Origin of the sequence: Streptomyces sp. NPDC002573 (assembly GCF_042889625.1) — a bacterium.
Classification (GTDB): Bacteria; Actinomycetota; Actinomycetes; order Streptomycetales; family Streptomycetaceae; genus Streptomyces; species Streptomyces gibsoniae.
In genome coordinates this window covers 57450-84077 of record NZ_JBIARC010000019.1, presented here as the reverse complement: position 1 = coordinate 84077, position 26628 = coordinate 57450, and the positions used below count along the sequence as shown (strand labels likewise).

At 72.2% G+C, this 26628-nt stretch carries 24 protein-coding genes; 16 read left to right on the top strand and 8 right to left on the bottom strand.

Features of this window, described 5'->3' with window-relative positions:
• Positions 1 to 6: 6 nt before the first annotated feature.
• Together ACFYX0_RS19700 and ACFYX0_RS19695 are read right to left on the bottom strand one after the other, a co-directional pair.
• Entirely contained in the window at positions 7 to 567 is a 561-nt protein-coding gene (locus tag ACFYX0_RS19700) for an FMN-binding protein (RefSeq protein ID WP_388971755.1), read from the bottom strand.
• 7 nt (positions 568 to 574) lie between these two features.
• A complete protein-coding gene (locus tag ACFYX0_RS19695; protein ID WP_388971753.1) occupies positions 575 to 1924 on the bottom strand; it encodes a ferric reductase-like transmembrane domain-containing protein in 1350 nt (449 codons plus the stop codon).
• A gap of 205 nt (positions 1925 to 2129) precedes the next feature.
• Between ACFYX0_RS19695 and ACFYX0_RS19690 the strand changes: the two genes are divergently transcribed.
• Positions 2130 to 2870 (top strand): response regulator transcription factor, encoded by a 741-nt coding sequence (locus ACFYX0_RS19690; RefSeq protein ID WP_355909985.1) that lies wholly within the window; start codon positions 2130 to 2132, stop codon positions 2868 to 2870.
• Entirely contained in the window at positions 2867 to 4387 is a 1521-nt protein-coding gene (locus ACFYX0_RS19685) for a sensor histidine kinase (protein ID WP_388971751.1), read from the top strand. The genes ACFYX0_RS19690 and ACFYX0_RS19685 overlap by 4 nt, the downstream gene beginning before the upstream one ends.
• On the opposite strand, the gene ACFYX0_RS19680 is transcribed toward ACFYX0_RS19685, so the two are convergent.
• The 3 genes from ACFYX0_RS19680 to ACFYX0_RS19670 form a co-directional block, all read right to left on the bottom strand.
• Positions 4374 to 5078: a L,D-transpeptidase gene (locus ACFYX0_RS19680; RefSeq protein WP_388971749.1), complete on the bottom strand. Its 705-nt coding sequence runs from the start codon at positions 5076 to 5078 to the stop codon at positions 4374 to 4376. The two genes, ACFYX0_RS19685 and ACFYX0_RS19680, sit on opposite strands and share 14 nt — an antisense overlap.
• Before the next feature lie 3 nt (positions 5079 to 5081).
• Positions 5082 to 5669 carry a pyridoxamine 5'-phosphate oxidase family protein gene (locus ACFYX0_RS19675; RefSeq protein ID WP_388971747.1) on the bottom strand — a complete coding sequence of 196 codons (588 nt, stop codon included), beginning with the start codon at positions 5667 to 5669 and terminating at the stop codon, positions 5082 to 5084.
• A gap of 121 nt (positions 5670 to 5790) precedes the next feature.
• A complete protein-coding gene (locus ACFYX0_RS19670) occupies positions 5791 to 6666 on the bottom strand; it encodes a hypothetical protein (RefSeq protein WP_388971745.1) in 876 nt (291 codons plus the stop codon).
• 237 nt (positions 6667 to 6903) lie between these two features.
• Between ACFYX0_RS19670 and ACFYX0_RS19665 the strand changes: the two genes are divergently transcribed.
• The 5 genes from ACFYX0_RS19665 to ACFYX0_RS19645 all read left to right on the top strand — a co-directional run bounded on the left by ACFYX0_RS19665 (position 6904) and on the right by ACFYX0_RS19645 (position 12924).
• Positions 6904 to 8097 carry an argininosuccinate synthase gene (locus ACFYX0_RS19665; protein WP_388971743.1) on the top strand — a complete coding sequence of 398 codons (1194 nt, stop codon included), beginning with the start codon at positions 6904 to 6906 and terminating at the stop codon, positions 8095 to 8097.
• Between the two features lie 116 nt (positions 8098 to 8213).
• Complete coding sequence (argH, locus tag ACFYX0_RS19660; protein ID WP_388971740.1) at positions 8214 to 9647, top strand: argininosuccinate lyase; 1434 nt, start codon at positions 8214 to 8216, stop codon at positions 9645 to 9647.
• Positions 9648 to 9776: 129 nt separating this feature from the next.
• On the top strand, positions 9777 to 10733 hold the full coding sequence (locus tag ACFYX0_RS19655; RefSeq protein ID WP_388971738.1) for an aldo/keto reductase: 957 nt from the start codon (positions 9777 to 9779) through the stop codon (positions 10731 to 10733).
• 80 nt (positions 10734 to 10813) lie between these two features.
• On the top strand, positions 10814 to 11365 hold the full coding sequence (locus ACFYX0_RS19650) for a TetR/AcrR family transcriptional regulator (RefSeq protein WP_355910005.1): 552 nt from the start codon (positions 10814 to 10816) through the stop codon (positions 11363 to 11365).
• On the top strand, positions 11362 to 12924 hold the full coding sequence (locus tag ACFYX0_RS19645) for an MFS transporter (protein ID WP_388971736.1): 1563 nt from the start codon (positions 11362 to 11364) through the stop codon (positions 12922 to 12924). The genes ACFYX0_RS19650 and ACFYX0_RS19645 overlap by 4 nt, the downstream gene beginning before the upstream one ends.
• 55 nt (positions 12925 to 12979) lie before the next feature.
• Here the strand turns inward: ACFYX0_RS19645 and ACFYX0_RS19640 are convergent, their stop codons facing one another.
• Positions 12980 to 13669 (bottom strand): lysophospholipid acyltransferase family protein, encoded by a 690-nt coding sequence (locus ACFYX0_RS19640; RefSeq protein ID WP_311699492.1) that lies wholly within the window; start codon positions 13667 to 13669, stop codon positions 12980 to 12982.
• A gap of 339 nt (positions 13670 to 14008) precedes the next feature.
• Between ACFYX0_RS19640 and ACFYX0_RS19635 the strand changes: the two genes are divergently transcribed.
• From ACFYX0_RS19635 to ACFYX0_RS19625, 3 genes are all read left to right on the top strand, one after another.
• Positions 14009 to 15184 carry a glycerophosphodiester phosphodiesterase gene (locus tag ACFYX0_RS19635; RefSeq protein ID WP_388971734.1) on the top strand — a complete coding sequence of 392 codons (1176 nt, stop codon included), beginning with the start codon at positions 14009 to 14011 and terminating at the stop codon, positions 15182 to 15184.
• Between the two features lie 74 nt (positions 15185 to 15258).
• Positions 15259 to 15765: a sigma-70 family RNA polymerase sigma factor gene (locus ACFYX0_RS19630; protein WP_355910015.1), complete on the top strand. Its 507-nt coding sequence runs from the start codon at positions 15259 to 15261 to the stop codon at positions 15763 to 15765.
• A 45-nt stretch (positions 15766 to 15810) separates the two neighbouring features.
• Complete coding sequence (locus ACFYX0_RS19625; RefSeq protein WP_355910018.1) at positions 15811 to 16314, top strand: GNAT family N-acetyltransferase; 504 nt, start codon at positions 15811 to 15813, stop codon at positions 16312 to 16314.
• A 43-nt stretch (positions 16315 to 16357) separates the two neighbouring features.
• On the opposite strand, the gene ACFYX0_RS19620 is transcribed toward ACFYX0_RS19625, so the two are convergent.
• Positions 16358 to 16786, bottom strand: a complete 429-nt coding sequence (locus ACFYX0_RS19620) for a hypothetical protein (RefSeq protein ID WP_388971732.1) — start codon at positions 16784 to 16786, stop codon at positions 16358 to 16360.
• A gap of 1 nt (position 16787) precedes the next feature.
• Positions 16788 to 17147 (bottom strand): hypothetical protein, encoded by a 360-nt coding sequence (locus ACFYX0_RS19615; protein ID WP_388971730.1) that lies wholly within the window; start codon positions 17145 to 17147, stop codon positions 16788 to 16790.
• Positions 17148 to 17746: 599 nt separating this feature from the next.
• Between ACFYX0_RS19615 and ACFYX0_RS19610 the strand changes: the two genes are divergently transcribed.
• The 6 genes from ACFYX0_RS19610 to cobT all read left to right on the top strand — a co-directional run bounded on the left by ACFYX0_RS19610 (position 17747) and on the right by cobT (position 26517).
• Complete coding sequence (locus ACFYX0_RS19610; protein WP_355910026.1) at positions 17747 to 18787, top strand: ATP-binding cassette domain-containing protein; 1041 nt, start codon at positions 17747 to 17749, stop codon at positions 18785 to 18787.
• A complete protein-coding gene (locus tag ACFYX0_RS19605; RefSeq protein ID WP_388971728.1) occupies positions 18784 to 19521 on the top strand; it encodes a methionine ABC transporter permease in 738 nt (245 codons plus the stop codon). The genes ACFYX0_RS19610 and ACFYX0_RS19605 overlap by 4 nt, the downstream gene beginning before the upstream one ends.
• An 84-nt stretch (positions 19522 to 19605) precedes the next feature.
• Complete coding sequence (locus tag ACFYX0_RS19600; RefSeq protein WP_355910032.1) at positions 19606 to 20439, top strand: MetQ/NlpA family ABC transporter substrate-binding protein; 834 nt, start codon at positions 19606 to 19608, stop codon at positions 20437 to 20439.
• A gap of 130 nt (positions 20440 to 20569) precedes the next feature.
• Positions 20570 to 21208, top strand: a complete 639-nt coding sequence (locus ACFYX0_RS19595; RefSeq protein ID WP_388971726.1) for a GNAT family N-acetyltransferase — start codon at positions 20570 to 20572, stop codon at positions 21206 to 21208.
• A 125-nt stretch (positions 21209 to 21333) separates the two neighbouring features.
• Positions 21334 to 22545: a precorrin-6y C5,15-methyltransferase (decarboxylating) subunit CbiE gene (gene cbiE, locus ACFYX0_RS19590; RefSeq protein WP_388971724.1), complete on the top strand. Its 1212-nt coding sequence runs from the start codon at positions 21334 to 21336 to the stop codon at positions 22543 to 22545.
• Positions 22546 to 22890: 345 nt separating this feature from the next.
• Positions 22891 to 26517: a nicotinate-nucleotide--dimethylbenzimidazole phosphoribosyltransferase gene (gene cobT, locus ACFYX0_RS19585; protein ID WP_388971722.1), complete on the top strand. Its 3627-nt coding sequence runs from the start codon at positions 22891 to 22893 to the stop codon at positions 26515 to 26517.
• The last annotated feature ends 111 nt before the right edge of the window (positions 26518 to 26628 follow it).

The window sequence follows — 26628 nt, the reverse complement described above, 5'->3', positions numbered from 1 at the left end:
CGGCGTTCAAAGCCCCGCGGAGTCGAGGGCCGACTGCAGTGACTGGCGGTAACCCTCGCTGGTGTAACTGGCGCCGGAGACGGTGTCGATGTTCGCGCTCTGTGCGGCGAGGACCTCTCTCCGAAGCTGTGGGAGCGCATAGCTGTTGATCTCCTGGTCCCTGGGGTTGTCCTGGGGATAGTCGACCGCCGTGACATCGGTGATCCGGCCGCGCACCACCGTGACGCGGACCTGGACGGGTCCCCAGCGCGTCTGCACGGACTCCCCGGTGGCGGTCTTGCTGCCGGTGGACCCGCCGGATCCACCGGATCCACTCGCTCCACCAGAACCGGTCGTTCCGCCCGTTCCGCTCGAACCGCTGGAACCGCTCGAACCGTCCGATCCCGTAGACCCGTCCGCTCCCCCCGACGTGCTCGCCGCGCCGGACCCGGACGGCGCGGGCGCGCCCACCGCCAGGGACGGTGCCGTGTGCGGCTTCAGCGACAGCAGCATCACCCCGCCGGTCACCGTGGCGGCGGTGGCCAGGACGATGCGCCGCAGCGGGCTGTTCCTCTTCAACGGATGCATGACGCCCTCACAGCTCGAACGACTCGTGGTGGATGCGGCGGTCCGGGACCCCCGCCGCGTGCAGCGCCTCGTACATGTCCTCGGCGAAGGCGGGCGGACCGCACAGGAACACGTCGTGGTCGTCGAGGCCGGGCACCGAGGCGTGCAGCGCGCCGGGAGTCAGCCGCGGACGCGAGCCGTCCGCGCCGTTGAGGGCGTACAGCACCCGGCCGCCCCGCCGGCGGGCGATGGCCTCCAGCTCGCCGCCCAGCGCCAGGTCCTCGGCCGAGCGCGCCCGGTACAGCAGCGTCACCTCGCCCGGCAGCGTCTCGAACAGGGCACGCAGCGGGGTGATCCCGACGCCGCCCGCGATCAGCAGGGTCCTGCCGCTGGACTGCCGGTCAGCGGTCAGCGATCCGTACGGGCCCTCCGCCCACACCCGGGTGCCCGGCCGCAGCAGTGCGACCGACGCGCTGTGGTCGCCGAGCGCCTTGACGGTGATCCGCAGCCGGGTGGCGCGGGGCGGCGCGGACAGGGAGTACGGCGTCGAGGTCCAGCGCAGACCGTCCGTGAGGAACCGCCAGCGGAAGAACTGCCCCGGCGCCGCGCCCAGTTCGTCCAGGCGCCGGCCCCCCACGACCACGGACCACACACCCCGCGCCTCCTGGTGCACCTCCTCCACCCGCAGTCGGTGGCGCCGGTTCAGCCGCACGGGGGCGAGGACCCGGAACCACAGCACCAGGCCCGCGACCCCGAGGTACAGCGCGTACCAGAGGCCCCGCGCGAGGGCGTTCCCGGCGAACTCCGCGCCCAGCGCCAGCTGGTGGCCGAAGACGAGGAAGACGGCGGCGTAGGTCAGGAGGTGGACGTAGTACCAGAATTCGTGGCCGGTCCGGCGGCGGACCGCGCGCATCGACGTGATCCCGACGGCGAGGAGGACGACCGTTCCGAGGGTGGCCTTGATCATCTCCGGATAGTCGAGGACCACCGTGAGCGTCTCGTGCACGAGCGACACCCGGTCCTGGGCGGCGTACCCGGCGATGATCAGGACGACATGCGCGACCAGCAGACAGACCGTGTACCGCCCGGCCCGCGCATGCCAGCGGGCCACCCGGTCCGAGCCGATCCGCCGCTCCAGGAGCGGCACCCGGGCCATCAGCCCGACCAGGACCGCGCAGGCGTATCCGCACAGCAGCCCGGCGATCCGCCCGGCCCCGGTGAGCCAGCCGGCCGTGCCCACCACCGAGTCGGTGTGCCACCACCACAGGGCGACCACGGCGGCCGCCCCGGCCCACAGCGCGGCCAGCAGCCAGGGTGCCGGGGAGCGCCGGACGATCGGCGGCAGGGGCGACGCCTGCAACTGGTGCACCGTGGCCATGGCGGTTCCTTTCGGACGTTGAGGACGCAACTGTGCGGGGGAAACCTCTGAGGGCGCTCTGAGCAACATGAGGCGGACCTGAAGGGGGAGCGGACGGCGGGGGCGGGCGCCCAGGTCGCGCGCGGCGGGGTGTCGGTACTCACAGCGAACTCAGAGGTCCCGGCGGCGTCGGTCACTGCGGAGAGGAGGGATGCTGGTGAGTGCGATGAACACACCCCGATCGGGCCGCCCCGCCCTCTCCCGCCCCGACGGCACACCCGTGCGGGTGCTCGTAGTCGACGACGACCCGGACCTCGCCGAGGTGCTGTCCGGGGCCCTGCGCTACGAGGGCTGGGACGTGCGCACGGCCGGCGACGGGGCCACGGCCGTCGCCGAGGCCCGCGACCACATGCCCGACGCCGTCGTCCTGGACGTGATGCTGCCGGACACCGACGGCTTCGCGGTGCTGCGCTCCCTGCACGGTGTGCAGCCGGACGTCTGTGTGCTGTTCCTCACCGCGCGGGACGCCGTCGAGGACCGCATCGCCGGCATCACCGCGGGCGGTGACGACTATGTGACCAAGCCGTTCAGCCTGGAGGAGGTCGTCGCCCGGCTGCGCGGACTGCTGCGCCGCGCGGGCATGGCCCGGCAGCTGGAGGAGGGCCCCCGGCTGGTCGTCGGCGACCTGGTCATGGACGACGAGGCCCGTGAGGTGACCCGGGCCGGTGAACTGATCGAGCTGTCCCCGACGGAGTTCGAACTGCTGCGCTTCCTGATGCGCAATCCGCGGCGCGTGCTCAGCAAGGCGCAGATCCTGGACCGGGTGTGGTCGTACGACTTCGGCGGCCAGGCCCATGTCGTCGAGCTGTACATCTCGTATCTGCGCAAGAAGGTGGACGCGGGCCGCGAGCCCATGATCCACACCGTGCGCGGGGCCGGGTACGTGCTCAAGCCGGTGGTCCGGTGAGGGTGCGGACGGCGGCGGTACGGCGGGTGCGGCGCCTGCCCCGGCCCCGGACCCTGCGGGCCCGGCTCACCGCCGGGCTCGTCGTGCTGCTCGCGCTCAGCTGCGCCGCCGTCGGGGTGGCCGCGGTGGTGGAGCTGAACGGCTTTCTCACCGGGCGGCTGGACCAGCAGCTGCGCGATGTCGGCCCGCGGTTCCCGGCGAGCCTCGAACACGGCGTCAAACCGTCCGACCACGACGGCGACGAGCACGGGGACACCCGCAAGCAGTCCGCCGGCACCTTCGGCGCCCGGCTGCTCGGCGTCACGGTCACCAACGCGGCGGTGGTGCGCCCCGGCGACCAGAGCACCGGTCTGCGCGCCCCGCTGAGCGCCCGGGACGAGCACACCCTCGCGGCGGTCCCCACGGACCGCCGGGGCCACAGCGTCCGGCTGTCGTCCCTCGGCGGCTACCGGGTGCTCGCGACGCCCGGCCGGGACGGCGACGTCCTGCTCACCGGGATGCCGCTGGAACCGGTCGAGACGGCGGTGCACCGGCTGGAGCGCGTCGCCGCCGTCGTCTTCGGCGTGGCCCTCGCGGTAGCGGGTGTCGCGGGTGCCGTCTGGGTGCGCTGGTCCCTGCGGCCGCTCAGCCGGGTCGCCGACACCGCCGTGCGGGTCAGCGAGCTGCCGCTCGCCAGTGGCGAGGTCGCCCTGCCGCCGCGCGCCCCCGAGGGCCATCCGCGCAGCGAGGTGGGCCGCGTCGCCACCGCCTTCAACCGCATGCTCGGCCATGTCGAGGACGCGCTGACCAAGCGGCACGCGAGCGAGGAACGGCTGCGCAGCTTCGCCGCCGACGCCAGCCATGAGCTGCGTACGCCGGTCGCCTCGGTGCGTGGTCACGCCGAGCTGGCACTGCTGCACCCGGGTCCGGTCCCGCCCGAGGTGCAGCGCGCCCTGGAGCGGATCGCCGCCGAGTCGGCGCGCATGGGCGAGATGGTGGACGATCTGCTGCTGCTGGCCCGGCTGGACGCGGGCCGCCCGCTGGAGCGCCGTCCCGTGGACCTCACCCGTCTCGTCCTCGACGCGGTCACGGACGCGCGGGCCGCGGGACCGGGCCACCGCTGGACGATGGAGCTGTCCGAGGAGCCGGTCACGGTGACCGGCGACACCCACCGGCTCCAGCAGGTGCTGGCCAATCTGCTGGCCAACGCGCGTCTGCACACCCCGGCCGGCACCGGGGTCCGCGTCTCGCTGGAGACCGAGGGCCGGGCGGCTGTCCTCGCGGTCCACGACGACGGCCCCGGCGTGCCCGAGGAACTCCGCTCCGGCGTCTTCGAACGCTTCACCCGGGCCGATCACCGCCGTCGCCCCGACCACCGCGGCGGCGCGGGGCTGGGCCTGTCGATCGTGGCGGCGGTGACGGAGGCGCACGGCGGCACGGTGGAGCTGGACACCCGCCCCGGCGCGACGACGTTCACCGTGCGGCTGCCGGGCGGCGGCGTGGCCGAGGACGGCCGGGCCGGGGTCAGTAGCGGGTGAGCGCGGTGGCCCCGCCCGTCGTACCGATCGCGATGTGCGGCGCCCGCGCGGGGTCCGCCCAGGCCAGGATCGTCCGCATCGCCGCCTCGGGCACCGACACACAGCCCTCCGTCGCCCCCTTGCCGTTGACGTGCAGGAAGATGCCAGCGCCGCGGTCGCGCACCGGGGCGTGGTAGTTGAAGCCGATGACCAGGGCGTGGGAGTACGACGGGTCGTAGGCGATCAGATGCTCCGACTCCGAGGCCCGGCAGTCGGCCGGCAGGGGCTCCGTCCAGCGGTTGTAGGAGCGCGAGCCGCTGTCCTCGCACCACCAGGAGTCCTGGTGCACCCGGCGGTACGAGGTCCTCGTCCCCGGGGGCGCGGCCTCGATGCCGAACGCGTACGGCAGGTCGTACAGCCCCGTCGGAGTCGTGCTGGTGCCCTGTCTGCGCGCGTCGCCCGCCACGAGACCGCGCGCACCGAAGCGCGCGGGCGCCGTACCGGCCTTCACCCACTGCCCGCCCCGCCGGTCCCACCAGGTGACCGTGCCCGAGGTGGCGGCGGTCGTGGCCGCCTCCGCGGTGATCAGCTGGGTGCCGCCGCCGGTGTCCGCCATCCGCTGGGGCAGCGGGACCTCCCGGGCGGGGTGCGGTGCGGCACCGAGCAGGGAGAGGAGGGAGGCGGAGACGAGGGCGACGACACCGGAGCGCATGGCTCAGAACGTAGACGGCGGCAGCGGCAACGGCAGTCCCGGCAGGCCGTCGAGGCTGGTTTCGACGTGCTCTTTCCTTCGGAAGTACGTATCGAGGGAGGCGTCGTCCTCGCGCGCGAAACGCCTGGCGTGCAGATCGCGGTCCTCCTGGTACGTCATGAAGGGGACCGCATAGCCACAGGTGTCCCGGACGAGCTCCGCCGTCACGACGATGATCGCGCGCAGACCGTGCGGGGTCGGGTCGATGTCCGGGAAGTGTGCGAGGAGGCCCCCGAAGCGGGGGTCGTCGCGGAAGACGGGTTCCCCGCGGCCGTGCACCCGCACGATGGTGGGCGGGCCCTGGAAGGCGCACCACATCAGGGTGATCCGGCCGTTCTCCCGCAGATGCGCGACGGTCTCGGCGTTGGACCCGGCGAAGTCGAGGTAGGCCACGGTGTGGTCGTCGAGGACGGCGAAGGACCCCTTGAGTCCCTTGGGGGAGAGGTTGACCGTGCCGTCGGGGCCCAGGGGAGCGGTGGCGGTGAAGAACAGGGGTTGTGCCTCGATGAACGACCGGAGTCTGTTGTCAATGCGTTCATAGGTCTTTCCCATGCCGCCGATTATCGGGAAAGACCTTTCGGCTGTCTGAGGAGTTGGTTCCTCCGGAGGACCCCCTCGGAGGAGCCCGTGGCCGCCCCGGCCGGCGCGCGGGGCGGCCACGGTGCCTGTCACGTCACTTGGTGAGCGTGCAGGCGGCCAGGGAGTCCAGACCCTGCGGCTTGGCAGCGGTCCGGCCGATGGCGGTGGCGATGCGGTTGACGGTCGCGATGCGCTTGTCCTTGAGGGGGCCGAGGATCGCGTTCTGGACGAAGTTGGGGCCGCCCTGGCCGACGGTGTCGGCGAGTCGCTTGTCGGCCTCGGCGATCTGGGTGTTGAGGAGGTCGAGGTTGCGGTCGACCTCGGCCCGGGCGGAGGCGGGGACGGCCGGGAGCTGGGACTTCACGTCCGGGCAGGTGATCGTCCCGGCGGCGCTGCCGCCGCTCGCCGCGTTCCCGGCCGCGTTGTTCCCGGTGGCGTTGTTCCCGCCGGCCTGCTGGGTGGCGGTCCCGCTCGCCTGCTGGGAGGCGGCTCCGCCCGCGGCGGCCGTGGCGCCGTTGTTCGCCACACCGCCGTTGCCGAGCGTGCAGGCGGCCAGGGAGTCCAGACCCTGCGGCTTGGTGCCCTTCCGGCCGATGGCGATGGCGATGCGGTCGATCGTCGAGGTGCGCTTGTCCTTGAGGGGGTCGAGGATCGCGTTCTGGACGAAGTTGGGGCCGCCCTGGCCGACGGTGTCGGCGAGTCGCTTGTCGGCCTCGGCGATCTGGGTGTTGAGGAGGTCGAGGTTGCGGTCGACCTCGGCCCGGGCGGAGGCGGGGACGGCCGGGAGCTGGGACTTCACGTCCGGGCACGTGATCGTCCCGGTGGCCGCCAGGGGCTTGGCGCTGTTGCTCTGCGACGTCTCCCCGGCGAGGGCGGAACCGGCGATCACCGCGCCGGACAACGCCACTGCGGCGGCGCCGCCGATGATCGCCACACGACGCTTGTTGTACTTCGGAAGAGCCCTGGACATGAAGATGCCTCACTCGGGGTCGGGAGGACCGCCGTGACGGACACGGCGGTCGGGGTGGCCTGCTGTGACGAACGCGGCGCCTGCGTTCGGCGAGTGATACGGGAAAGCGGTTTCTCGTGTTCAAGGAGTTTCGAAATCCCCTTTCGAATCTCCGCCACGACCCCGATGAGATTGACGAACCATGCAGAGTCCTGCATACTCATGCATATCAGCGAATGCACTGTGAGGGAGAAACCCGTGACCGAGCGCGTCGTACTCGCCTACTCCGGCGGTCTGGACACCTCCGTCGCCATCGGCTGGATCGCCGAGGAGACCGGCGCCGAGGTCGTCGCCGTCGCCGTGGACGTCGGCCAGGGCGGCGAGGACCTGGACGTCATCCGCAAGCGCGCCCTCGCCTGCGGTGCCGTCGAGGCCGAGGTCGCCGACGCCAAGGACGAGTTCGCCGACGAGTACTGCCTCCCGGCGATCAAGGCCAACGCTCTCTACATGGACCGCTACCCGCTGGTCTCCGCCCTGTCCCGGCCGACGATCGTCAAGCACCTGGTCGCCGCCGCCAAGAAGCACGGCGCCACCACGGTCGCCCACGGCTGCACCGGCAAGGGCAACGACCAGGTCCGCTTCGAGGCCGGCATCGTCGCCCTCGCCCCCGACCTCAAGTGCATCGCGCCGGTCCGTGACTACGCGATGACCCGCGACAAGGCCATCGCCTTCTGCGAGGCCAAGGGCCTGCCGATCGCGACCACCAAGAAGTCCCCGTACTCCATCGACCAGAACGTCTTCGGCCGGGCCATCGAGACCGGCTTCCTGGAGGACATCTGGAACGCCCCGATCGAGGACATCTACGAGTACACCTCCAACCCGGCCGAGCCCCGCGACGCCGACGAGGTGATCATCACCTTCAAGGAGGGCGTCCCGGTCGCCGTCGACGGCAAGCCCGTCACCGTCCTGCAGGCGATCCAGCAGCTCAACGAGCGGGCCGGCGCCCAGGGCATCGGCCGGATCGACATGGTCGAGGACCGCCTCGTCGGCATCAAGTCCCGCGAGGTGTACGAGGCTCCGGGTGCGATCGCCCTGATCACCGCCCACCAGGAGCTGGAGAACGTCACGGTCGAGCGCGAACTCGCCCGCTACAAGCGGCAGGTCGAGCAGCGCTGGGGCGAACTGGTCTACGACGGCCAGTGGTTCTCGCCGCTCAAGCGCGCCCTGGACGGCTTCGTCAACGAGGCCAACCAGCATGTCTCCGGCGACGTCCGCATGACCCTGCACGGCGGCCGCGCGGTCGTCACCGGCCGGCGCTCCCAGGAGTCGCTGTACGACTTCGACCTCGCCACCTACGACACCGGCGACACCTTCGACCAGTCCGCGGCCAAGGGCTTCATCGACATCTACAGTCTGTCGTCGAAGATCGCCGCCAAGCGGGACCTGGTGTAGGACGCGGGACCCCTAGGTCCTGTCACGCCCGACAGACACGCATGAGCTGACAGCCGCCTCCTCACTCCCGGGTGGGGAGGCGGCGGCACATCCCCACCTTCCCGAGGAGTACAGCAGTGAGCAGCAACAGCGGTGACGTACGGCTCTGGGGCGGCCGCTTCGCCGACGGTCCCGCCGAGGCCCTGGCCAAGCTGTCCGCGTCCGTCCACTTCGACTGGCGGCTCGCGCCGTACGACATCGCCGGTTCCCGCGCCCACGCGCGCGTGCTGCACCGGGCGGGACTCCTCACCGACGACGAGCTCACCCGGATGCTCGCCGGACTGGACCGGCTGGAGGCCGACGTGGCCTCGGGCGACTTCACCGGCACCATCGCCGACGAGGACGTCCACACCGCCCTCGAACGCGGCCTCCTCGAACGCCTCGGCCCCGACCTCGGCGGCAAACTGCGCGCGGGCCGCTCCCGCAACGACCAGGTCGCCACCCTCTTCCGGATGTATCTGCGCGACCACGCCCGCGTCGTCGGCGGGCTGATCGCCGAGCTCCAGGACGCCCTGGTCGGCCTCGCGGAGGCGCACCCGGACGTGGCGATGCCCGGCCGCACCCATCTGCAGCACGCCCAGCCGGTGCTCTTCGCCCACCATGTGCTCGCGCACGTCCAGGCGCTGTCCCGGGACGCCGAGCGGCTGCGCCAGTGGGACGAGCGCACGGCCGTCTCCCCGTACGGCTCGGGCGCGCTCGCGGGCAGCAGCCTCGGCCTCGACCCGGAGGCGGTCGCCCGGGACCTCGGTTTCGAGCACGGCAGCTCGGCCAACTCCATCGACGGCACGGCCTCCCGTGACTTCGTCGCCGAGTTCGCCTTCATCACCGCGATGATCGGTGTGAACCTCTCCCGGATCGCCGAGGAGGTCATCATCTGGAACACGAAGGAGTTCTCCTTCGTCACCCTCCACGACGCCTTCTCCACCGGCTCCTCGATCATGCCGCAGAAGAAGAACCCGGACATCGCGGAGCTGGCGCGCGGCAAGAGCGGTCGGCTGATCGGCAATCTGACGGGCCTGCTCGCCACCCTCAAGGCGCTGCCGCTCGCGTACAACCGCGACCTCCAGGAGGACAAGGAGCCGGTCTTCGACTCCATCGACCAGCTGGAGGTCCTGCTCCCCGCCTTCACCGGCATGATGGCCACGCTGACCGTACACCGCGAGCGCATGGAGGAGCTGGCGCCGGCCGGCTTCTCGCTCGCCACCGACATCGCCGAGTGGCTGGTCAAGCGGGGTGTGCCGTTCCGGGTGGCGCACGAGGTCGCCGGCGAGTGCGTGAAGGCCGCGGAGGCCGAGGGCAAGGAGCTGGACGAGCTGACGGACGAGCAGTTCGCCAAGATCAGCTCCCATCTCACCCCCGAGGTCCGCACGGTCCTCGACGTCCCCGGCGCCCTCGCCTCCCGCAACGGCCGCGGCGGCACGGCACCCGAGGCGGTCGCCGTCCAGCTCGCCGAGGTGAAGGCGGACCTGGCGGCCCAGCACACCTGGGCCACCGCGAAGCTCAAGAAGTAGGCAGGTCGCGGGGGAAGGGGCGCCGCGGGATACGTTGGTCCGAGCCGCAAGGAGCCGACCGAACGGGAGCCCGCGATGTCCCTCGCCCTTCCCCAAGCTCTCGGCTCCGCTCGAGCAGGGGAGACCCCTATGGCCTCAGCCACCACGCCCACCTGCCACCTCGGCCTGGGTCTGGCCGCCGTCGGGCGTCCGGGTTACATCAACCTGGGCCGTGAGCAGGACCTCCCGGCCGACCGCAGCGTCGACGCCCTGCGGGTCCGTACCCATGCACTGCTGGACGCGGCCTACGCCCAGGGCGTCCGCTATGTCGACGCGGCCCGCTCCTACGGCCGCTCCGAGGAGTTCCTCGCCGACTGGCTGACCGCGCACCCCGAGATCGACGACGTCGTCGTCGGCAGCAAATGGGGCTACACCTACACCGCCGACTGGACCACCGACGCCGAGCAGCACGAGGTCAAGGACCACAGCGCCGCCACCTACGAGCGGCAGCGCGCCGAGACCGCCGCCCTGCTCGGCGACCGGCTCGACCTGTACCAGATCCACTCGGTGACCCCCGACAGCCCGGCGCTCACGGACCGGGACCTCCACGCGAAGCTCGCCGACGCCGCCGCGCAGGGCCTGACGATCGGGTTCTCCACCAGCGGCCCGGCGCAGGCCGACGCGATCCGCGCCGCGCTCGCCGTGACCGTCGGCGGCGAGCCCCTCTTCCGTACCGTCCAGTCCACGTACAACCTGCTGGAGACCTCGGCTGCCCCCGCGCTCGCCGAGGCCCACGACGCCGGGCTGACGGTGCTCGTCAAGGAGGGCATGGCCAACGGCCGGCTGGCGGGCCCCTACGCGCCCGAGGCGCTGAGCGCGGTGGCCGCGCAGACGTCGTACGGCTCCGACGCGGTCGCCCTCGCCGCGGTCCTGCGCCGGCCCTGGGCCGATGTCGTCCTGTCCGGTGCCGCCACCACGGCCCAGCTCGCCTCCAATCTGCACGCCGCGGCCGTCGATCTCGACCCGGACCAGCTCGACCGGCTGGCGACCCTGGCCGAGGACCCGCGCGCCTACTGGGAGCGGCGCGGACAGCTGCCCTGGCACTGATCCGCCGGCGAAGCCGCTACGTATGAGACCTGCATGCCGCGCGTGAGACATAGATGTCTCACATGCGCTATTCTTGTCTCATGGCTGTCGACCGTGACCATGTGCTGCGCAGCGCAGCCGCCCTGCTCACCCGGAAATCCACCGCCACCATGGACGAGGTCGCCAAGGCGGCCGGGATCAGCCGGGCCACGCTGCACCGCCAGTTCGCCGGGCGCGACGCGCTCGTACGGGCCCTGGAGACGCTCGGCATCGAGGAGTGCGAGGCGGCCCTGGACGACGCACGGCTCGGCGAGGACCCGGCCCAGGAGGCGCTGCGCCGGTTCGTGACGCGGATCGAGCCCGCCGCGGCGCTCCTCGCCTTCCTGTACAGCGAGAACCAGCTCTATGAGGGCGAGGAGCAGAACGCGGGCTGGGCCCGGATCGACGCCCGGATGGCCGCGCTGTTCCGGCGCGGTCAGGCAAGCGGCGAGTTCCGTATCGACCTCACCCCGGCCTGGCTCACCGACGCGCTCTACGGCCTGCTGGCCTCGGGCGCCTGGGCCGTGGCGGAGGGCCGCCTCGCCCCCAAGGACTTCACCTACATGATCGCCGAGATGTTCCTCGGCGGCGCGCTTCGGAAAGAGGAACCATGACCAGCACCCTGCGGCATGAGGGTGCCCCCCGCTCCAGCGAGAACGAGAGCCCGGGGGAGATCGCACTGCGGGCCGAGCGGCGACCGGGCCGGTGGCTCGCGCTCTCGGTGCTCGTGCTCGCCGTGCTGCTGGTGGCCGTGGACGCGACCGTCCTCGGCCTCGCGACCCCGTACATCAGCGAGGACCTGGAACCGTCCGGCACCCAGTTGCTGTGGATCGGGGACGTCTACTCGTTCGTCATCGCCGGTCTGCTCGTGTCCATGGGCAGCCTCGGCGACCGCATCGGCCGCAAGCGCATCCTGCTCGGCGGCGCCACGGCCTTCGGCCTGATGTCCGTCCTCAACGCCTACGCCGCGACCGCGGGGACGATGATCCTCGCGCGGGCGCTGCTCGGGGTCGCGGGCGCGACCCTGATGCCCGCCACGCTCGCGCTGATCCGCAACATCTTCCACGACCCGCGCGAGCGCAGCCTCGCGGTCGGGATCTGGGGCGCCACCGCCTCGGCCGGCACGGCGATCGGCCCGATCGTCGGCGGTTTCCTGCTCGAACACTTCTGGTGGGGCTCGGTCTTCCTCATCAACGTGCCCGTGATGGTGGTGCTCGTCCTCGTCGGCATCCGTACGCTGCCCGAGTCCCGCAACCCGAACCCCGGCCCCTGGGACCTGATCAGCGTGGTGCTGTCGCTGATCGGCATGGTCGGCGTCGTGTACGCGGTCAAGGAGGCGGCGGCGCACGGGTTCACCTGGCCGGGCGCGGCCACCGGTGTTCTCGGCGCCGCGGCGCTCACCGGCTTCGTACGCCGCCAGCTGACGCTTCCGGTGCCGCTGCTGGACATGCGGCTGTTCCGCCGCCGCGGCTTCAGCGGCGCGGTCCTCGCCGACCTGCTGACCGTCCTCGGCATGTCCGGGCTGGTCTTCTTCCTCTCGCAGTATCTGCAACTGGTGCAGGGCAGGCGGCCCTTCGAGGCGGGGCTCGCCGAACTGCCCGCCGCCGTCGGCGCGGTGGCCGCGGGCCTCGTCGCGGGTACGGCGGCACGGCGCCTCTCGGTGCGCGCGGTGGTCTCCGGCGGGCTCGCCGCCGTGGGGCTGGCGCTGGCCGCGCTCACCCTCCTCGACCGGACCACCGGCTACTCGTTCATCGGGGCCGCGCTACTGGTCGTGGGCGTGGGCGCGGGACTGTCGTTCACCGTGACCGCGGACGTGATCCTCTCCAGCGTGCCCCGGGACCAGGCGGGGGCCGCGTCGGCGGTCTCCGAGACGGCGTACGAACTCGGCGCGGCCCTCGGGATCGCCCTGCTCGGCTCGATCGTGACCGGTGTCTACCGCGACTTCACCGCCCCGGCGGGCACCCCGGCCATGGCCCACGAGTCACTGGGCGGCGCGGTCGAGGCGGCGCGGCAGCTGCCGGCGGGCACGGGCGAGGCGCTGCTGTCGTCGGCCCGTGAGACCTTCGTCGAGGGCCTGCGGCTGGCTACGGGCGCGGGCGCGGCGGTTCTGCTGGCCACGGCGGTGGCAGCGTGGTTCCTGCTCCGGGGCCAGCGGCTGGACGGCTCGGCATGACACGAGGGCCGCGCCCCGGTCGGGGTGCGGCCCTCGTCGGCAGTCGGCTCAGGTGCTACGCGGCCTTCGCCTTGGTGGCGTACATGTCCACGTACTCCTGACCCGACAACCGCATGACCTCGGTCATCACGGAATCGGTGACCGCCCGCAGCACATAGCGGTCGCGGTCCATCCCCTCGTAGCGGGAGAACTCCATCGGCGCACCGAAGCGCACGGTGACCCGGCCCGGACGCGGCATACCGCTGCCGCCCGGCTGCAGCTTGTCCGTGCCGATCATCGCGAAGGGGACCACCGGGGCGCCGGTCATCAGGGTGAGGCGGGCGATGCCGGTGCGGCCGCGGTACAGACGGCCGTCGGGGGAGCGGGTGCCCTCCGGGTAGATGCCGAAGACCTTGCCCTCCTCCAGCACCCGGCGGCCGGTCATCAGCGCGGCCACGCCGCCGTTCGCGCCGTCCCGGTCCACCGGGATCATGCCGACGCCCGTGAAGAACCAGGCCATCAGCCGGCCCTTGAAGCCCTTGCCCGTGACGTACTCGTCCTTGCCGATGAAGAGCACCTGTCGCGTGGTCACGATCGGCAGCACGATCGAGTCGATGAACGTCAGGTGGTTGCCGGCGAGGATGACCGGCCCGTCTCCCGGGATGTGTTCCGCGCCCTCCACCCGTGGGCGGAACATCAGGCGCATGATCGGTCCGAGCACTGCCTTGATGAGCGCGAAGCGGGACAACGGGCCCTCCGGTGTCAAGGGATGCGGTATGAGTCTGTGCAGGTGAGGACGATACTCGTGGCGCGTGCTCCGGCGCACATCGGGTTCACCGGGTCGTGACGAGTCATGGACGAGTGTTTACCTGCGTCGTTGTTGTGTTGCACGTTCGTCATCCGCCGTACGGGTGTGACGGACATCGCGCCCGATGTGTGACGGACCGTCATGCGTCCTCCGTGTGACGGGTGTCCCGCACGGGCGCATCCATGTATCCGCAAGGCCGGTCCGCGTGCGGCAGGCGTTCCTGAATACGTCTCCCGGCCGTCACTCGCCCGCATCTACGATCGATCGCGCTTTCGACACGTGTGGTGGGAGGAACCCATGGGGACGCAGGAGTCGTACGAGCAGGGGCGAGGGACGGGCCGGCGGGCGCTGCTCGGGGCCGCGGTGCTCGGGGCGGGCGGTGCGGTCCTCGGACTGCCGGGCGCCGCGAGTGCGGACGGGCGCCACGGCGGCGGACTGAGGAGCCTGCCGGTGCCGACCGTCATCGGGCACCGGGGCGCCAGCGGCTACCGCCCGGAGCACACCTTCGGCTCCTACCAGCTGGCCCTCGACCTGGGTGCCGACATCGTGGAGGCCGGCGACCTGGTGCCGACCAGGGACGGCCACCTCGTGTGCCGGCACGAGCCGGAGATCGGCGGCACGACGAACGTCGCCGACCACCCCGAGTTCGCCGGCCGCAAGACCACCAAGGTCCTGGACGGCGTCGCCACCACCGGCTGGTTCACCGAGGACTTCACCCTCGCCGAGCTGAAGAGGCTGCGCGCGATCGAGCGCATCCCGGCCACCCGGCAGCGCAACACGCTCTACGACGGCCGCTGGGAGATCCCCACCTTCGAAGAGGTGCTCCGGTGGCAGGACGAGCAGACCCGCAGGCGCGGCAAGCAGGTGTGGATCTACCCCGAGACCAAGCACCCGACGTACTTCCGCAAGCAGGGCCTCGGCCTGGAGGAGCGGCTCGCGAAGATCCTGCGGGCGCACGGCAAGAACGGCGGGAACGCGCCCGTCATCATCCAGTCCTTCGAGCCGACCAGCATCCAGCGGCTGGACAAGCTGGTCGGCAACCCGCTCGTCGTGCTGCTGTCCGCCGCGAACACCCGCCCGTGGGACTTCGTCGAGACGGGCGACCCGCGCACGGTCGCCGACCTGATCACCCCCAAGGGCCTCGAGGAGATCGCCTCGTACGCCCAGGGCATCGGCCCGACCCTCGACCTGGTCGTCCCCAAGGACGCGAACGGCGGTCTCACCAAGCCGTCCACGCTCGTCGCCGACGCGCACGCCGCGGGCCTGATCCTGCACCCCTACACGATGCGCAACGAGAACAACTTCCTGCCCACGGAATTCCACAAGGGCACCGACCCGGCGGCGTACGGGGACGCCTTCGGCGCCTTCAAGGCGTACTTCGCGACCGGCATCGACGGGGTCTTCACGGACAACGCCGACACCGGAGTGCTCGCCCGCGAGGACTTCCTGCGCGGGCGGGGCGTCAACGGCTGACGCGAGCGCCCCGATCGGGGTGAATCCCGGCCGCCCCGGAAACCCGTACCCGGGGCGGCCGCGTCCCGCCGCATATGACCCACGAGATGCTGACGGCCCTGCGTCCGCTGCTCACCGCCGAGGCGTCGGCGGAGGCACACGCGACGGGGATGGAGCCGGGCGATCTGGAACAGGCGGTGTGGCTGCGGCTCCTGGAACGGCTGGACGGGGACCGGCCGCCCGCCGACCCGCAGGGGTGGCTGCGCCGGGCGGTCCGTGCCGAGGCGCGGCGCGGGCGCCGCACCGCCCGTCTCGAACTGCCCTACCGGGCCGAGCCCGTGGACGACACGGGACGCGATCCCGAGCAGCAGGCCCTGACGGCGGCCCGCCGACGGGCCCTGTACGCGGCCGTACGCCGGCTCCCCGGCCGCTGCCCCCGTCTCATGGCGGCCCTGCTCTCCCCGCATGACCTGACCTATCGGGAGATCGCGGGGGAGTTGGGTATCTCACAGGGCAGCCTTGGCCCTGAACGCTCCAAATGCCTTGGATGTCTGCGGCGATTGCTGGCGGCGGAGGTTGCGGCGCGCGAACCGCGGGGATAGGAGTGGGATACGACCGGCGATCAGGTGAGCGGGAGGCATGCGCACATGGGCATGAGCGTGACCATCTCTGTGGCGACCGAGCAGGACGCCGAGCAGATCTTCAGGCTGCAGTACCTGTGCTTCCAGAGCGAAGCCGCGCTGTACGGCAACTACCGCATCGACCCGCTCGTCCAGAGCCTGGAGTCGGTCCGCGAGGAGGTCGCCTCGGACTGCGTCTTCGTGGCGCGCCTCGGCGAGGAGGTGGTCGGCTCCGTGCGCGGCAGCGTCACCGAGGACGGCGCGGCCGCCATCGGCAAGCTGTGCGTGCACCCGCGAATGCAGGGGCACGGGATCGGCGCCCGCCTGCTGCGGGCCGCGGAGGCGGCGCTCGCGGAGGAGCGCGGCGCGACCAGGTTCCGCCTCAGCGCGGGCCACCGCAGCGAGGGCAATCTGCGGCTGTACCGCCGCCTCGGCTACGAGACCGCGGGCACGTCCCAGGGAGCCGACGGCGTACCGATGATCGTCCTGGAGAAGCAGGCCCCCGCGGCGACGTACGCGACGACGGCCTGAGACCGGCACAGCGCCCCGCAAGGGGCGCGCCCCTTGCGGCGGCTCAGCCCTGCTGGTGCCACGTATGCGCCTTCCGCAGCCAGTACATGGCCGACAGCGGCAGCAGTACGGGGATGAAGAGATACCCCATCCCGTAGTCCGACCACACGGTCGCGTCCGGGAACGCGGACGGCTCCACCAGCGTCCAGGTCCCGACGGTGAGAACACCCAGCAACTCCGCCGCGCAGCACACCAGCGCCGCCCGCCGGGCCGTCTCGCCGCCGCGCACCAGAGAGTAGGTGATGAAGCCGTAGACCACCCCGGCCACCGCGGACAGCGAGTACGCCAGCGGGGCCTTGTCGAACTGCGTCGAGATCTGTACCGCCGAGCGCGACACCGCGCCGACCACCATCACGCCGTACAGCCAGACGAGCAGCATGCCGGGCCCGCTGATCAGCCGTGCCTTCGCAGGCTTCTCCTCCGTGGCCGCCATCTCAGCCTCCCCAGATGTCATAGAGCCGCACCTCCAGCACGGCGAGGACCACACCGCCGGCCGCGACCGTCGCCGAGCCCCATCGCGTGCGCTCCGCCAGCGACATGAAGCCCGCCGCCGGGACGCAGGCGAAGGCGCCGAGCAGATACGCCACGAAGATCGTCGTGCCCTGCTCCGGCTTCTCGCCCCGCGCCAGCTGGACGAAGCCGACGATCAGCTGGACCAGGGTCAGCAGCGTCACCACGGCCATGCCGATGAAGTGCCAGTCCTTGGTGGGCTGATCACGGTAGGCCGCCCAGCCGCACCAGGCGGCGAGCAGCAGCGCGGCGACACCGGTCGCCAGCGTCAGGGCATCAAGCATGCCGTGACCCTATTACGGGCCAAAAGGCCCGCGGCGCCCGCCCCCGGCGGACACCGCCCGCTGCGGGCGAACGGTTCCGGCCACCGTGGCCTTGGCCACAGCCCACCCCGTCCACGCGCCGGACGGCTTCTCGTGCGCAGGGCCGCTCGGCCCCGTCCGGACTGGTCAACAGGCCGGTCGGAGCGTCCACCGAGGCGGACGGCGCACTGTCCACGGCTGTCCGAATAGCGGACAGCCGTGACGGCCCCGGCGGGTGTGTCTGCTTTACTGGGGCACATGACCACGACGAGCTGCCGCACCCTTGCGACCGAGGCGACCTTGACGCCCGGTGCTCGTTGTATGTGTCGAATGTGCGCCTGACAGAGGGCCCCTGCACCATCCAGAGCCTCGCGCCCCGAAGCGAGTCCGCCGTGCCCTGTCCGTACGCCCGTTGCGTATGTGACTGAGCCTCCCCCCACCGCCATGGCGGCGAGGGGATCCCCCGCGCACATGTTCTCCCCCGGTTCGCTCGCGATCGCGAGAACCGTGTCGCGTTCCCACGCACGCATCCGTGTTCGGCGCACACCCGCGCCCTGCACTCGACAGTGACGGAAACCCCAGTGATCACCACATCGGGCCTTAGCAAGGTCTACCGCTCACGCGGCCGCGAGGTGACCGCCCTCGACGGCGTCGACCTGCATGTACGCGAGGGCGAGGTGTACGGCGTCATCGGCCAGTCCGGCGCCGGGAAGTCCTCGCTCATCCGCTGCATCAACCTCCTGGAGCGCCCCACCTCCGGCACGGTCACCGTGGCCGGCCAGGACCTCACCGCGCTCGCCGGCCGCGGTCCGCGCGCCGGCCGGGAGCTCCGCCAGGCGCGCAGCCGCATCGGCATGGTCTTCCAGCACTTCAACCTGCTGTCCTCGCGGACGGTCCAGGACAACATCGAGCTGCCGCTGGAGATTCTCGGCACGTCCGGGAAGGAACGTTCCCGCAAGGCCCTCGAACTGCTCGACCTCGTCGGTCTCGCCGACAAGGCGGGGGCCTACCCGGCCCAGCTCTCCGGCGGTCAGAAGCAGCGCGTCGGCATCGCCCGCGCCCTGGCCGGCGACCCCAAGGTGCTGCTCTCCGACGAGGCGACCAGCGCTCTCGACCCGGAGACCACCCGCTCCATCCTCGAGCTGCTGCGGGACCTGAACCGGCAACTGGGTCTCACCGTGCTGCTCATCACCCACGAGATGGACGTCGTCAAGACCATCTGCGACTCGGCCGCGCTCATGGAGAAGGGCCGCATCGTCGAGTCCGGCACCGTCAGCGAACTGCTCGCCACCCCGGGCTCCGAACTGGCCGCCGCCCTCTTCCCGCTCAGCGGGGCCGCGTCCGACGACGCCCGCACCGTCGTCGACGTCACCTTCCACGGCGACGCGGCCACCCAGCCCGTCATCTCGCAGCTCTCGCGCACCTACAACATCGACATCTCGATCCTCGGTGCCGCGATGGACACCGTCGGCGGCAAGCAGGTCGGCCGGATGCGCATCGAACTGCCCGGCCGCTACGAGGAGAACGTGGTGCCGATCGGCTTCCTGCGCGAGCAGGGCCTGCAGATCGACGTCGTGGGCCGGACCGAGGAGTCCGCGCTCGTCAAGGAAGGTGCCAAGTGAGCTGGTCCGAGATGCAGCCGCTGCTGTCGCAGGCGTCCTGGGACACCCTGTACATGGTCGGCTGGTCCACGCTGATCGCCGTCGTCGGCGGACTGCCGCTCGGCGTCCTGCTGGTGCTCACGGACCGGGGCGGACTGCTGCAGAACGTCGTCGCCAACAAGGTCATCGGGCAGATCGTGAACATCGCCCGCTCGATGCCCTTCATCATCCTGATGGTCGCCCTGATGAACTTCACCCGCTGGGTCACCGGCACGACCATAGGCCGTGAGGCGGCCATCGTCCCGCTCGCCATCGGCGCCATCCCCTTCTTCGCGCGTCTGGTCGAGACGGCCGTCCGCGAAGTGGACGGCGGACTCGTCGAGGCCGTGCAGGCCATGGGCGGCAACACCTGGACCGTCGTCCGCAAGGTCCTCGTACCGGAGTCCCTGCCGTCGCTGATCTCCTCCGCCACGACCACGGTCGTCGCCCTCATCGGCTACTCCGCGATGGCGGGCACGGTCGGCGCCGGCGGCCTCGGCGACATCGCCATCCGCTACGGCTACCAGCGCTTCGAGACGCAGCTGATGTGGATCACCGTGGCGATCCTCGCCGTCGTCATCTCCCTCATCCAGTTCGCCGGCGACTACGCGGCCCGCTCCCTGCACCGGCGCGGCGGCCACTCCGGCCCCGCACCGCGGCTGCGGCTGCTCCAGACCGGCAAGCCCGCGGCGGCCGACGTGAGCAAGGCCGCCTGAGCCCCGCCCGGGCCGCCCGCACCCCCACCGACTCCCCGCCCACCCAAGACGGGGTCGCACCACCCATAAGGAAAGGCACTTTTCGTGCGTAACACCGCCAAGATCACCACCGCTGTCCTCGCCGCCGGAGCCCTCACCTTCGGGCTCAGCGCCTGCGGCTCCGGCAAGAGCTCGTCCTCCGCCGCCGACACGAGCGGCCCGCTGGTCGTCGCCGCGAGCCCGACCCCGCACGCCGAGATCCTCAACTTCGTGAAGGACAACCTCGCGAAGAAGGCGGGCCTGGACCTCCAGGTCAAGGAGTTCACCGACTACATCACGCCGAACACGGCGACCGAGGACGGCTCCGTGGGAGCCAACTACTTCCAGAACCAGCCGTACCTGGACGACTTCAACAAGAAGCGGGGCACCCACATCGTGCCCGTCGTCACGGTGCACCTGGAGCCGCTCGGTCTCTACTCCCACAAGGTGAAGAGCGTCGACGCGCTGAAGAGCGGTGCGACCGTCGCCGTCCCCAACGACTCCGTCAACGAGGCGCGGGCCCTGAAGCTGCTCGCCTCCAAGGGGCTCATCACCCTCAAGGACGGCGCCGGCAACGAGGCGACCCCGCAGGACATCACCAAGAACCCCAAGGACCTGAAGTTCAAGGAGGTCGAGGCGGCCCAGACCCCGCGCTCCCTGGACGACGTGGACGCCGCGGTGATCAACGGCAACTACGCCATCTCCGCCGGTCTCAAGCCCGCCAAGGACGCCCTCGTCCTGGAGTCCGCGAAGAACAACCCGTACGGGAACTTCCTCGCGGTCGAGAAGGGCAACGAGAACGACCCGCGGGTCAAGAAGCTCGCGAAGCTCCTCACCTCCCCCGAGGTGAAGAAGTTCATCGAGGACAAGTACCAGGGTTCGGTCATCCCCTCCTTCTGATCCCATATCGCCAGGCATGGGGTCCACACTCAACCGGGTGTGGACCCCGTCGTGCGGTTCAGTGCTTGCATGCTGCATGCTGGGCAGTTCAGCAGGCACTGAAGGTCTTTCAACGGTTACGGAGCGGCGCATGACTGGCACCTTTCCCAACGTCTCCATCAGCACGGAGCGGTTGGTCCTGCGCCCCTTCGAGGAGCCGGACGTCCAGGCCTTCGCGGAGATGATGAACGACGAGCTCGTCACCGCCTGGACCTCCGTCCCGTACCCCTACACCGAGGCCGACGCACGGCAGTGGATCACCGAGCTCGCCCCCGCGGAGCGGACCGAGGGCCGCGGCATCGTCCTCGCGGTCACCGAGTTCCTCACCCAGCGTCTCGTCGGCATCGTGCACCTGCAGAACACGAACTGGCGTGTCCGGTCCAGCGAGATCGCCTACGTCATCGCGCCCTGGGCCCGGGGCGAGGGCTACGCTTCCGAGGCAGCGCTCGCCGTCGCGCACTGGCTCTTCCACGACCAGCACTTCGAACGCCTCGAACTGCGCACGGCCGCTGACAACACCGCCTCCCAGCAGGTCGCCCAGAAGATCGGCTGCATCAGCGAGGGCGTCCTGCGCGGCGCCTGGATAGCACGCAGCAGGACAGAGAGCGGCGAGTGGGCCGACGTGCGTACCGACGTGATCGTCTGGAGCCTGCTGCCGGAGGATCTCGCGGGCGTCGGCGAGCAACTGGCCGACACCGGTGGTTTCACATCGTTCGACGCCTGGAACTGACGGGGACGGAACACAAGGGCGACCGACGCCCGCCTCGTGCCCCACAGCCCGGACCAGGTACCCTCACGGAGCCCACCTCGGGCTGACCCCGACGACCTGCGCAAACATCCTGGAGACTGACGACGATGGCCGACCGGGTCACGGTGATCGGCTGGGACGGCTCGCCGCTGACCGCAGCGGCGCGCTCCGCACTGGGGGCCGCCACGCTGGTCGCCGGCGCGGCACACCATCTCGCGCTCCCCGAGGTGCCGCGGACGGCCGAACGCATCCGCCTCGGCAGCGTCGCTCTCGCCGCCCGCCGCATCGCCGCCCACCGGGGCACCGCCGTGGTCCTCGCCGACGGCGACCCGGGCTTCTTCGGCGTCGTACGCACCCTGCGCGCCCCCGAATTCGGCCTGGAGGTCGAGGTCGTCCCGGCCGTCTCCTCGGTCGCCGCCGCCTTCGCGCGCGCCGGGATGCCCTGGGACGACGCACAGGTGGTCGTCGCACACCGCCGCACCCTGCGCCGCGCGGTGAACGTATGCCGGGCGCACGCCAAGGTCGCGGTCCTCACCTCACCGGGCGCCGGGCCCGCCGAACTCGGACTGCTTCTCGAAGGGGTCCATCGCACCTTCGTCATCTGCGAGGAACTCGGCACCACGCGGGAACAGGTCAGCGTCGTCACCTCCGACAAGGCCGCCGACCACACCTGGCGCGACCCCAACGTCGTCATCGTCATCGGGGGACCGGTGACCGCGACCGACGACGGCGGCTGGATCGCCGGCCGCGACCCGTCGGCGGGACCGCGCGGCTGGGCGCTGCCCGCGGAGGCGTACGGCGGCGGACTCGGCGAAGGGGAAACGGATCTGCTGCGCTCCCTCCAACTCGCCCGTCTCGGACCGCGGGTCGGCGACCTCGTGTGGGACATCGGCAGCGGCAGCGGGGCGTTCGCCGTGGAGGCGGCCCGCCGCGGGGCGGCCGTCCTCGCCGTCGACCGGGACCCCGACGCGTGCGGCCGCACGATGGCCGCCTCCCGCCGCTTCGGCGTCCAGCTCCAGGTGGTGCACGGCGTCGCCCCGCACATCCTGGAGAACCTCCCCGAGCCGGACGTCGTACGCGTCGGCGGCGGGGGAGTCGCGGTGGTCTCCGCGGTCGCCGACCGCCGCCCGCAGCGCATCGTCGCGCACGCGGCCACCCGCGACGCGGCCGAACTCGTCGGCCGGGACCTGTCGGAGCACGGCTACGACGTCGAGTGCGCTCTGCTGCAGTCCGTCGAGCTCGACACGCGGGCCTGGACTGAGAAGGAACGGAGTGTCGCGTTCCTGCTCAGCGGGCGACTGCCCGAACGCGCCCAGTGATCCGGTTGTCGTACCGGCGCGGTAGGCTGGCCGACCGTTGTACCGCACTTGGGTGATCCGGCACTTCGTCAGCCAATGTCCGGAAAGCATGCCTCTTTTGCGGGCAGTGTGGTACGGCAGGACCGGAGGGCGCGCAACGTGGCGCAGTCCACAGCGGGGCGTCGCGGATCAGGCTGCCACGGCGGTGGGACGGCCGCGACAATGACGTTGAATGGCTTTGTCGTCATTGTTGGCGGGTCGTTCGTGCCGCTGGGCACGCACGCTCGTTCTTCACTGCGGGCGGTCGGCGCGCCGTTCCGGGCGAGCTGGTCGTAGAAGCACTAAACCGATGGGCGAGGGGTACGCATGACCGACACCGGCCAGGTCCCGGGTGAGGGACTGCCGGAGAGCGCAGGCATGGTGGATCAGCCCGGCGTCCTCGCGCCGGGTGTGTACACCTACCTCGACCCCTCCGACGTACCCGCCGAGGACGACGACCTGCTCCTGATGCCCGGCCAGCAGGGCGCGTGGGGCAACGAGATGCCGCAGTCCGCCCCCGCGCAGTACCCCCACGAGCCGGGTCCGCACGAGACGGCAGGCCGGGACAGCGGCGCGATCGACGTCGGCGCGTTCCGGACGCCGCTCCAGGCGCCCGCCCCGCAGCCGGCACCGTCGCGCCGTCCGCTGCACCTCGGCCCGCCCACCCCCGACGCCACCCTGAGCCCGGTGCGTTCGCTCTCCGACCGGGGTCCGGCGCATGCGCCGATGCGCACGGCGGGGCCGCCGACGACCGGCCCTGAGTACCTCGACGTGCCGCAGACCCCGGACAACTCCCCGCAGGGCGCGGTGCCGTGGGGTGCCCCGCCGCAGGCACCGGTCCCGGGCCCGGTGGCGGGTCATGAGGGGAGCGCCGCAGAAACGGTCGCTCCGGCCATGACCCCCGAGCCGCTGCCGGCCGTGGAGCCCATGGCGTTCGCCCCGGAGCCCGCGCCGTTCGTCCCGGGGGCCGCGCCCCAGGTCCCCGGAGGTTCCGGGCAGTTCGAGGTCCCGGTGGCCCCGGCCCCGGCCGCGCCCGAGGCCCTGCACGCCCCCGGTACCCCGGCCTTCGCAGCGCCGGCCGGCTCCGAGGGGCAGCACGTCCCGGGCCTGCCGCAGGTCGGCCAGGCTCTGCCGCAGCACGTCCAGGGCACGGCGGAACACCTCCAGCAACTGCCGCAGGCCGCGCACGACCCGTCCGCGGCCCTGCCCGTGGCTGCTCCCGTGCCGCCCGCCGCCGAGGCCGCCCCCGAGCACCCGGCCGCCCCGGAGGGCGCGCCGCTCCCGGCCGCCGAGCCGGCTCCCGAGAGCATGCAGGTCCCGGAGGCGTCGCCCGTCGTACCGGCCCCCGACGCCGTACCGGCACCGGACGCCGCACCCGCCGGAGCCCTTCCCCTGGACACTCCGGACGCACCGCCGGCCGCGGTGGCCCCCCAGGCCCCCGACTCGACGCCGGACGTACAGCCGTCGCACACCGCCGCGTTCGCCGTCGCGCCGCACGCACCGCAGCCCGGGGACGACGCGTCCCACGCGGGCGTGCTCCCGCAGGCCCCGGACGCCGCCCTCGTGGAGCAGCCCGCCCCGGCCGCCGAGCCCGGCGTGCCCGCCCCGGCCCAGCACCCTCAGGACCTCGTCCAGGCCGCGGCCCCCGCACCGGACCACCAGCCGGCCGAGGCGGAGCACGGCGCCCCGTCCGTCCAGGCCGTCGACGGCCCGGTGCCGGATCAGGCGACCCCGGTCGCGGACCCCGCCGAGCAGGAGCCGCGGTCCGCGGTCGCCGAGGCCGCGGCGCCCCTGCCCACCGCCGAACAGACTCCCGCCGAGCGGCCGGCGCACGGTGAGCAGACCGCCGTCCCGGCGGAGCCCGGCGCGGACCACTCGCTGGGCCGTTTCGTGCCGGTCGAGGGCACGGTGCCCGCCGGTCCCCATCTGGCCCCCACCCCGCCGCACGCCCTGGTCGTGCCGCCGGAGTTCACCGAGGACCCGCAGGCCCCCGGGGAATCCGCTCCGGCCGGCGCCGAGCAGGAGGAACCGGCGGCCGTACCGGCGGCGGAGGAGCCCGTCGCCCTCGTCCCCGCACCCCGCGAGGGCGAGGCATCCGCCCGGGAGCCGCGACCCGCGGCCCCGGAGCCAGTAGTCGCACAACAGGCGGAGGACCTGGACACCCGGGCCGCCGACCAGGAAGAGAGCACGGCCGCAGTGACAGACGTGACCGAGTCCAGCGGCCCGGCGGCGCCCGGATACGACGACGCCGAGCGGGAGACGGTGCTGCGCGTGATGCGCGAGCGCCGCGACATCCGCAACGGCTTCCGCAGTGACCCGATCCCCCACGACGTGCTGCTGCGCGTCCTGGAGGCCGCCCACACGGCGCCCTCCGTGGGTCACTCCCAGCCGTGGGACTTCGTCGTGATCCGGTCCGCCGAGACCCGTCGCACCATGCACGAACTGGCCCAGCGTCAGCGCGAGGCGTACGCCAAGTCGCTGCCCAAGGGCCGGGCGAAGCAGTTCAAGGAACTGAAGATCGAGGCCATCCTCGACACCCCGGTCAACATCGTCGTCACCGCCGACCCGACCCGGGGCGGCCGCCACACCCTCGGCCGGCACACCCAGCCGCAGATGGCCCCCTACTCCTCCGCGCTCGCCGTCGAGAACCTGTGGCTCGCGGCCCGCGCCGAGGGCCTCGGGGTCGGCTGGGTCAGCTTCTTCGACGAGCGTGAGATGGTCCGCGCCCTCGGCCTGCCCGAGCACCTGGAGGTCGTGGCCTACCTCTGTGTCGGCTACGTCGACGAGTTCCCGGAGGAGCCCGAGCTGATGCAGGCGGGCTGGTCCAAGCGGCGCCCGCTGTCCTGGGTCGTGCACGAGGAGACGTACGGCCGGCGCGCCCTGCCCGGCGAGGACCCGCACGATCTGCTCGCCGAGACCGTGGCCGGCATCCGTCCGCTGGACGCCAAGGCCCTCGGCGAGGCCTGGGAGCGGCAGAAGCGCATGACCAAGCCCGCGGGCGCGCTCGGCATGCTGGAGATCATCTCCGCGCAGCTCTCCGGCCTGTCCCGGCAGTGCCCGCCCCCGATCCCGGAGCCCGCGGCGGTCGCGATCTTCGCCGGGGACCACGGGGTGCACGCCCAGGGCGTCACTCCCTGGCCCCAGGAGGTGACGGCCCAGATGGTCGCCAACTTCCTCGGCGGCGGCGCGGTCTGCAACGCGTTCGCCAACCAGGTGGGCGCCGAGGTCTGCATCGTCGACGTGGGCGTGGCCGCCGATCTGCCGGCGACCCCGGGCCTGCTGCCGCGCAAGGTCCGCGCGGGCACGGCGGACATGACGACCGGCCCGGCGCTCACCCGCGAAGAGGTCAAGCAGGCGATCGAGGTCGGCATCGAGACCGCCCGCGACCTGGTGGCGGCCGGCAACAAGGCGCTGCTCACCGGAGAGATGGGCATCGCGAACACCACGGCCTCCGCCGCGCTGATCGCGGTCTTCACCGACACCGACCCGGCCGAGGTGACCGGCCGGGGCACGGGCATCAACGACGAGACGCTGGCCCGCAAGACGGAGGTCGTGCGCCGCGCGATCGAGCTGCACCAGCCGGACCCGGCCGACCCGATCGGTGTCCTCGCGGCGTTCGGCGGACTCGAACACGCGGCGATGGTCGGCCTGTTGCTCGGCGGTGCCTCCCTGCGCACCCCGGTGATCCTGGACGGCGTCAGCGCGGGCGCGGCCGCCCTGGTGGCCCGCGCGATCGCCCCCGAGGTCCTCGCGGCCTGCATCGCCGGGCACCGCAGCGCGGAGCCCGGCCATGTCGCCGCTCTCAACAAGCTCGGCCTGCGCCCGCTGGTCGACCTGGACCTGCGTCTCGGCGAGGGCACCGGCGCGCTCCTCGCGCTGCCGCTGGTGCAGAGCGCGGCGCGGGCGATGCACGAGGTGGCGACGTTCGACTCGGCCGGAGTCACGGAGAAGTAGAGCAGTAGAGAAGGAGAGGGGTGCCCGGGGCCGCGGCCCCGGGCATCTCGTCGCCGGGCCGCGGGCGGGCAAGCCGCCGCTCGCGCCGGTGAGCGCGGCGCGGAGCCCGAT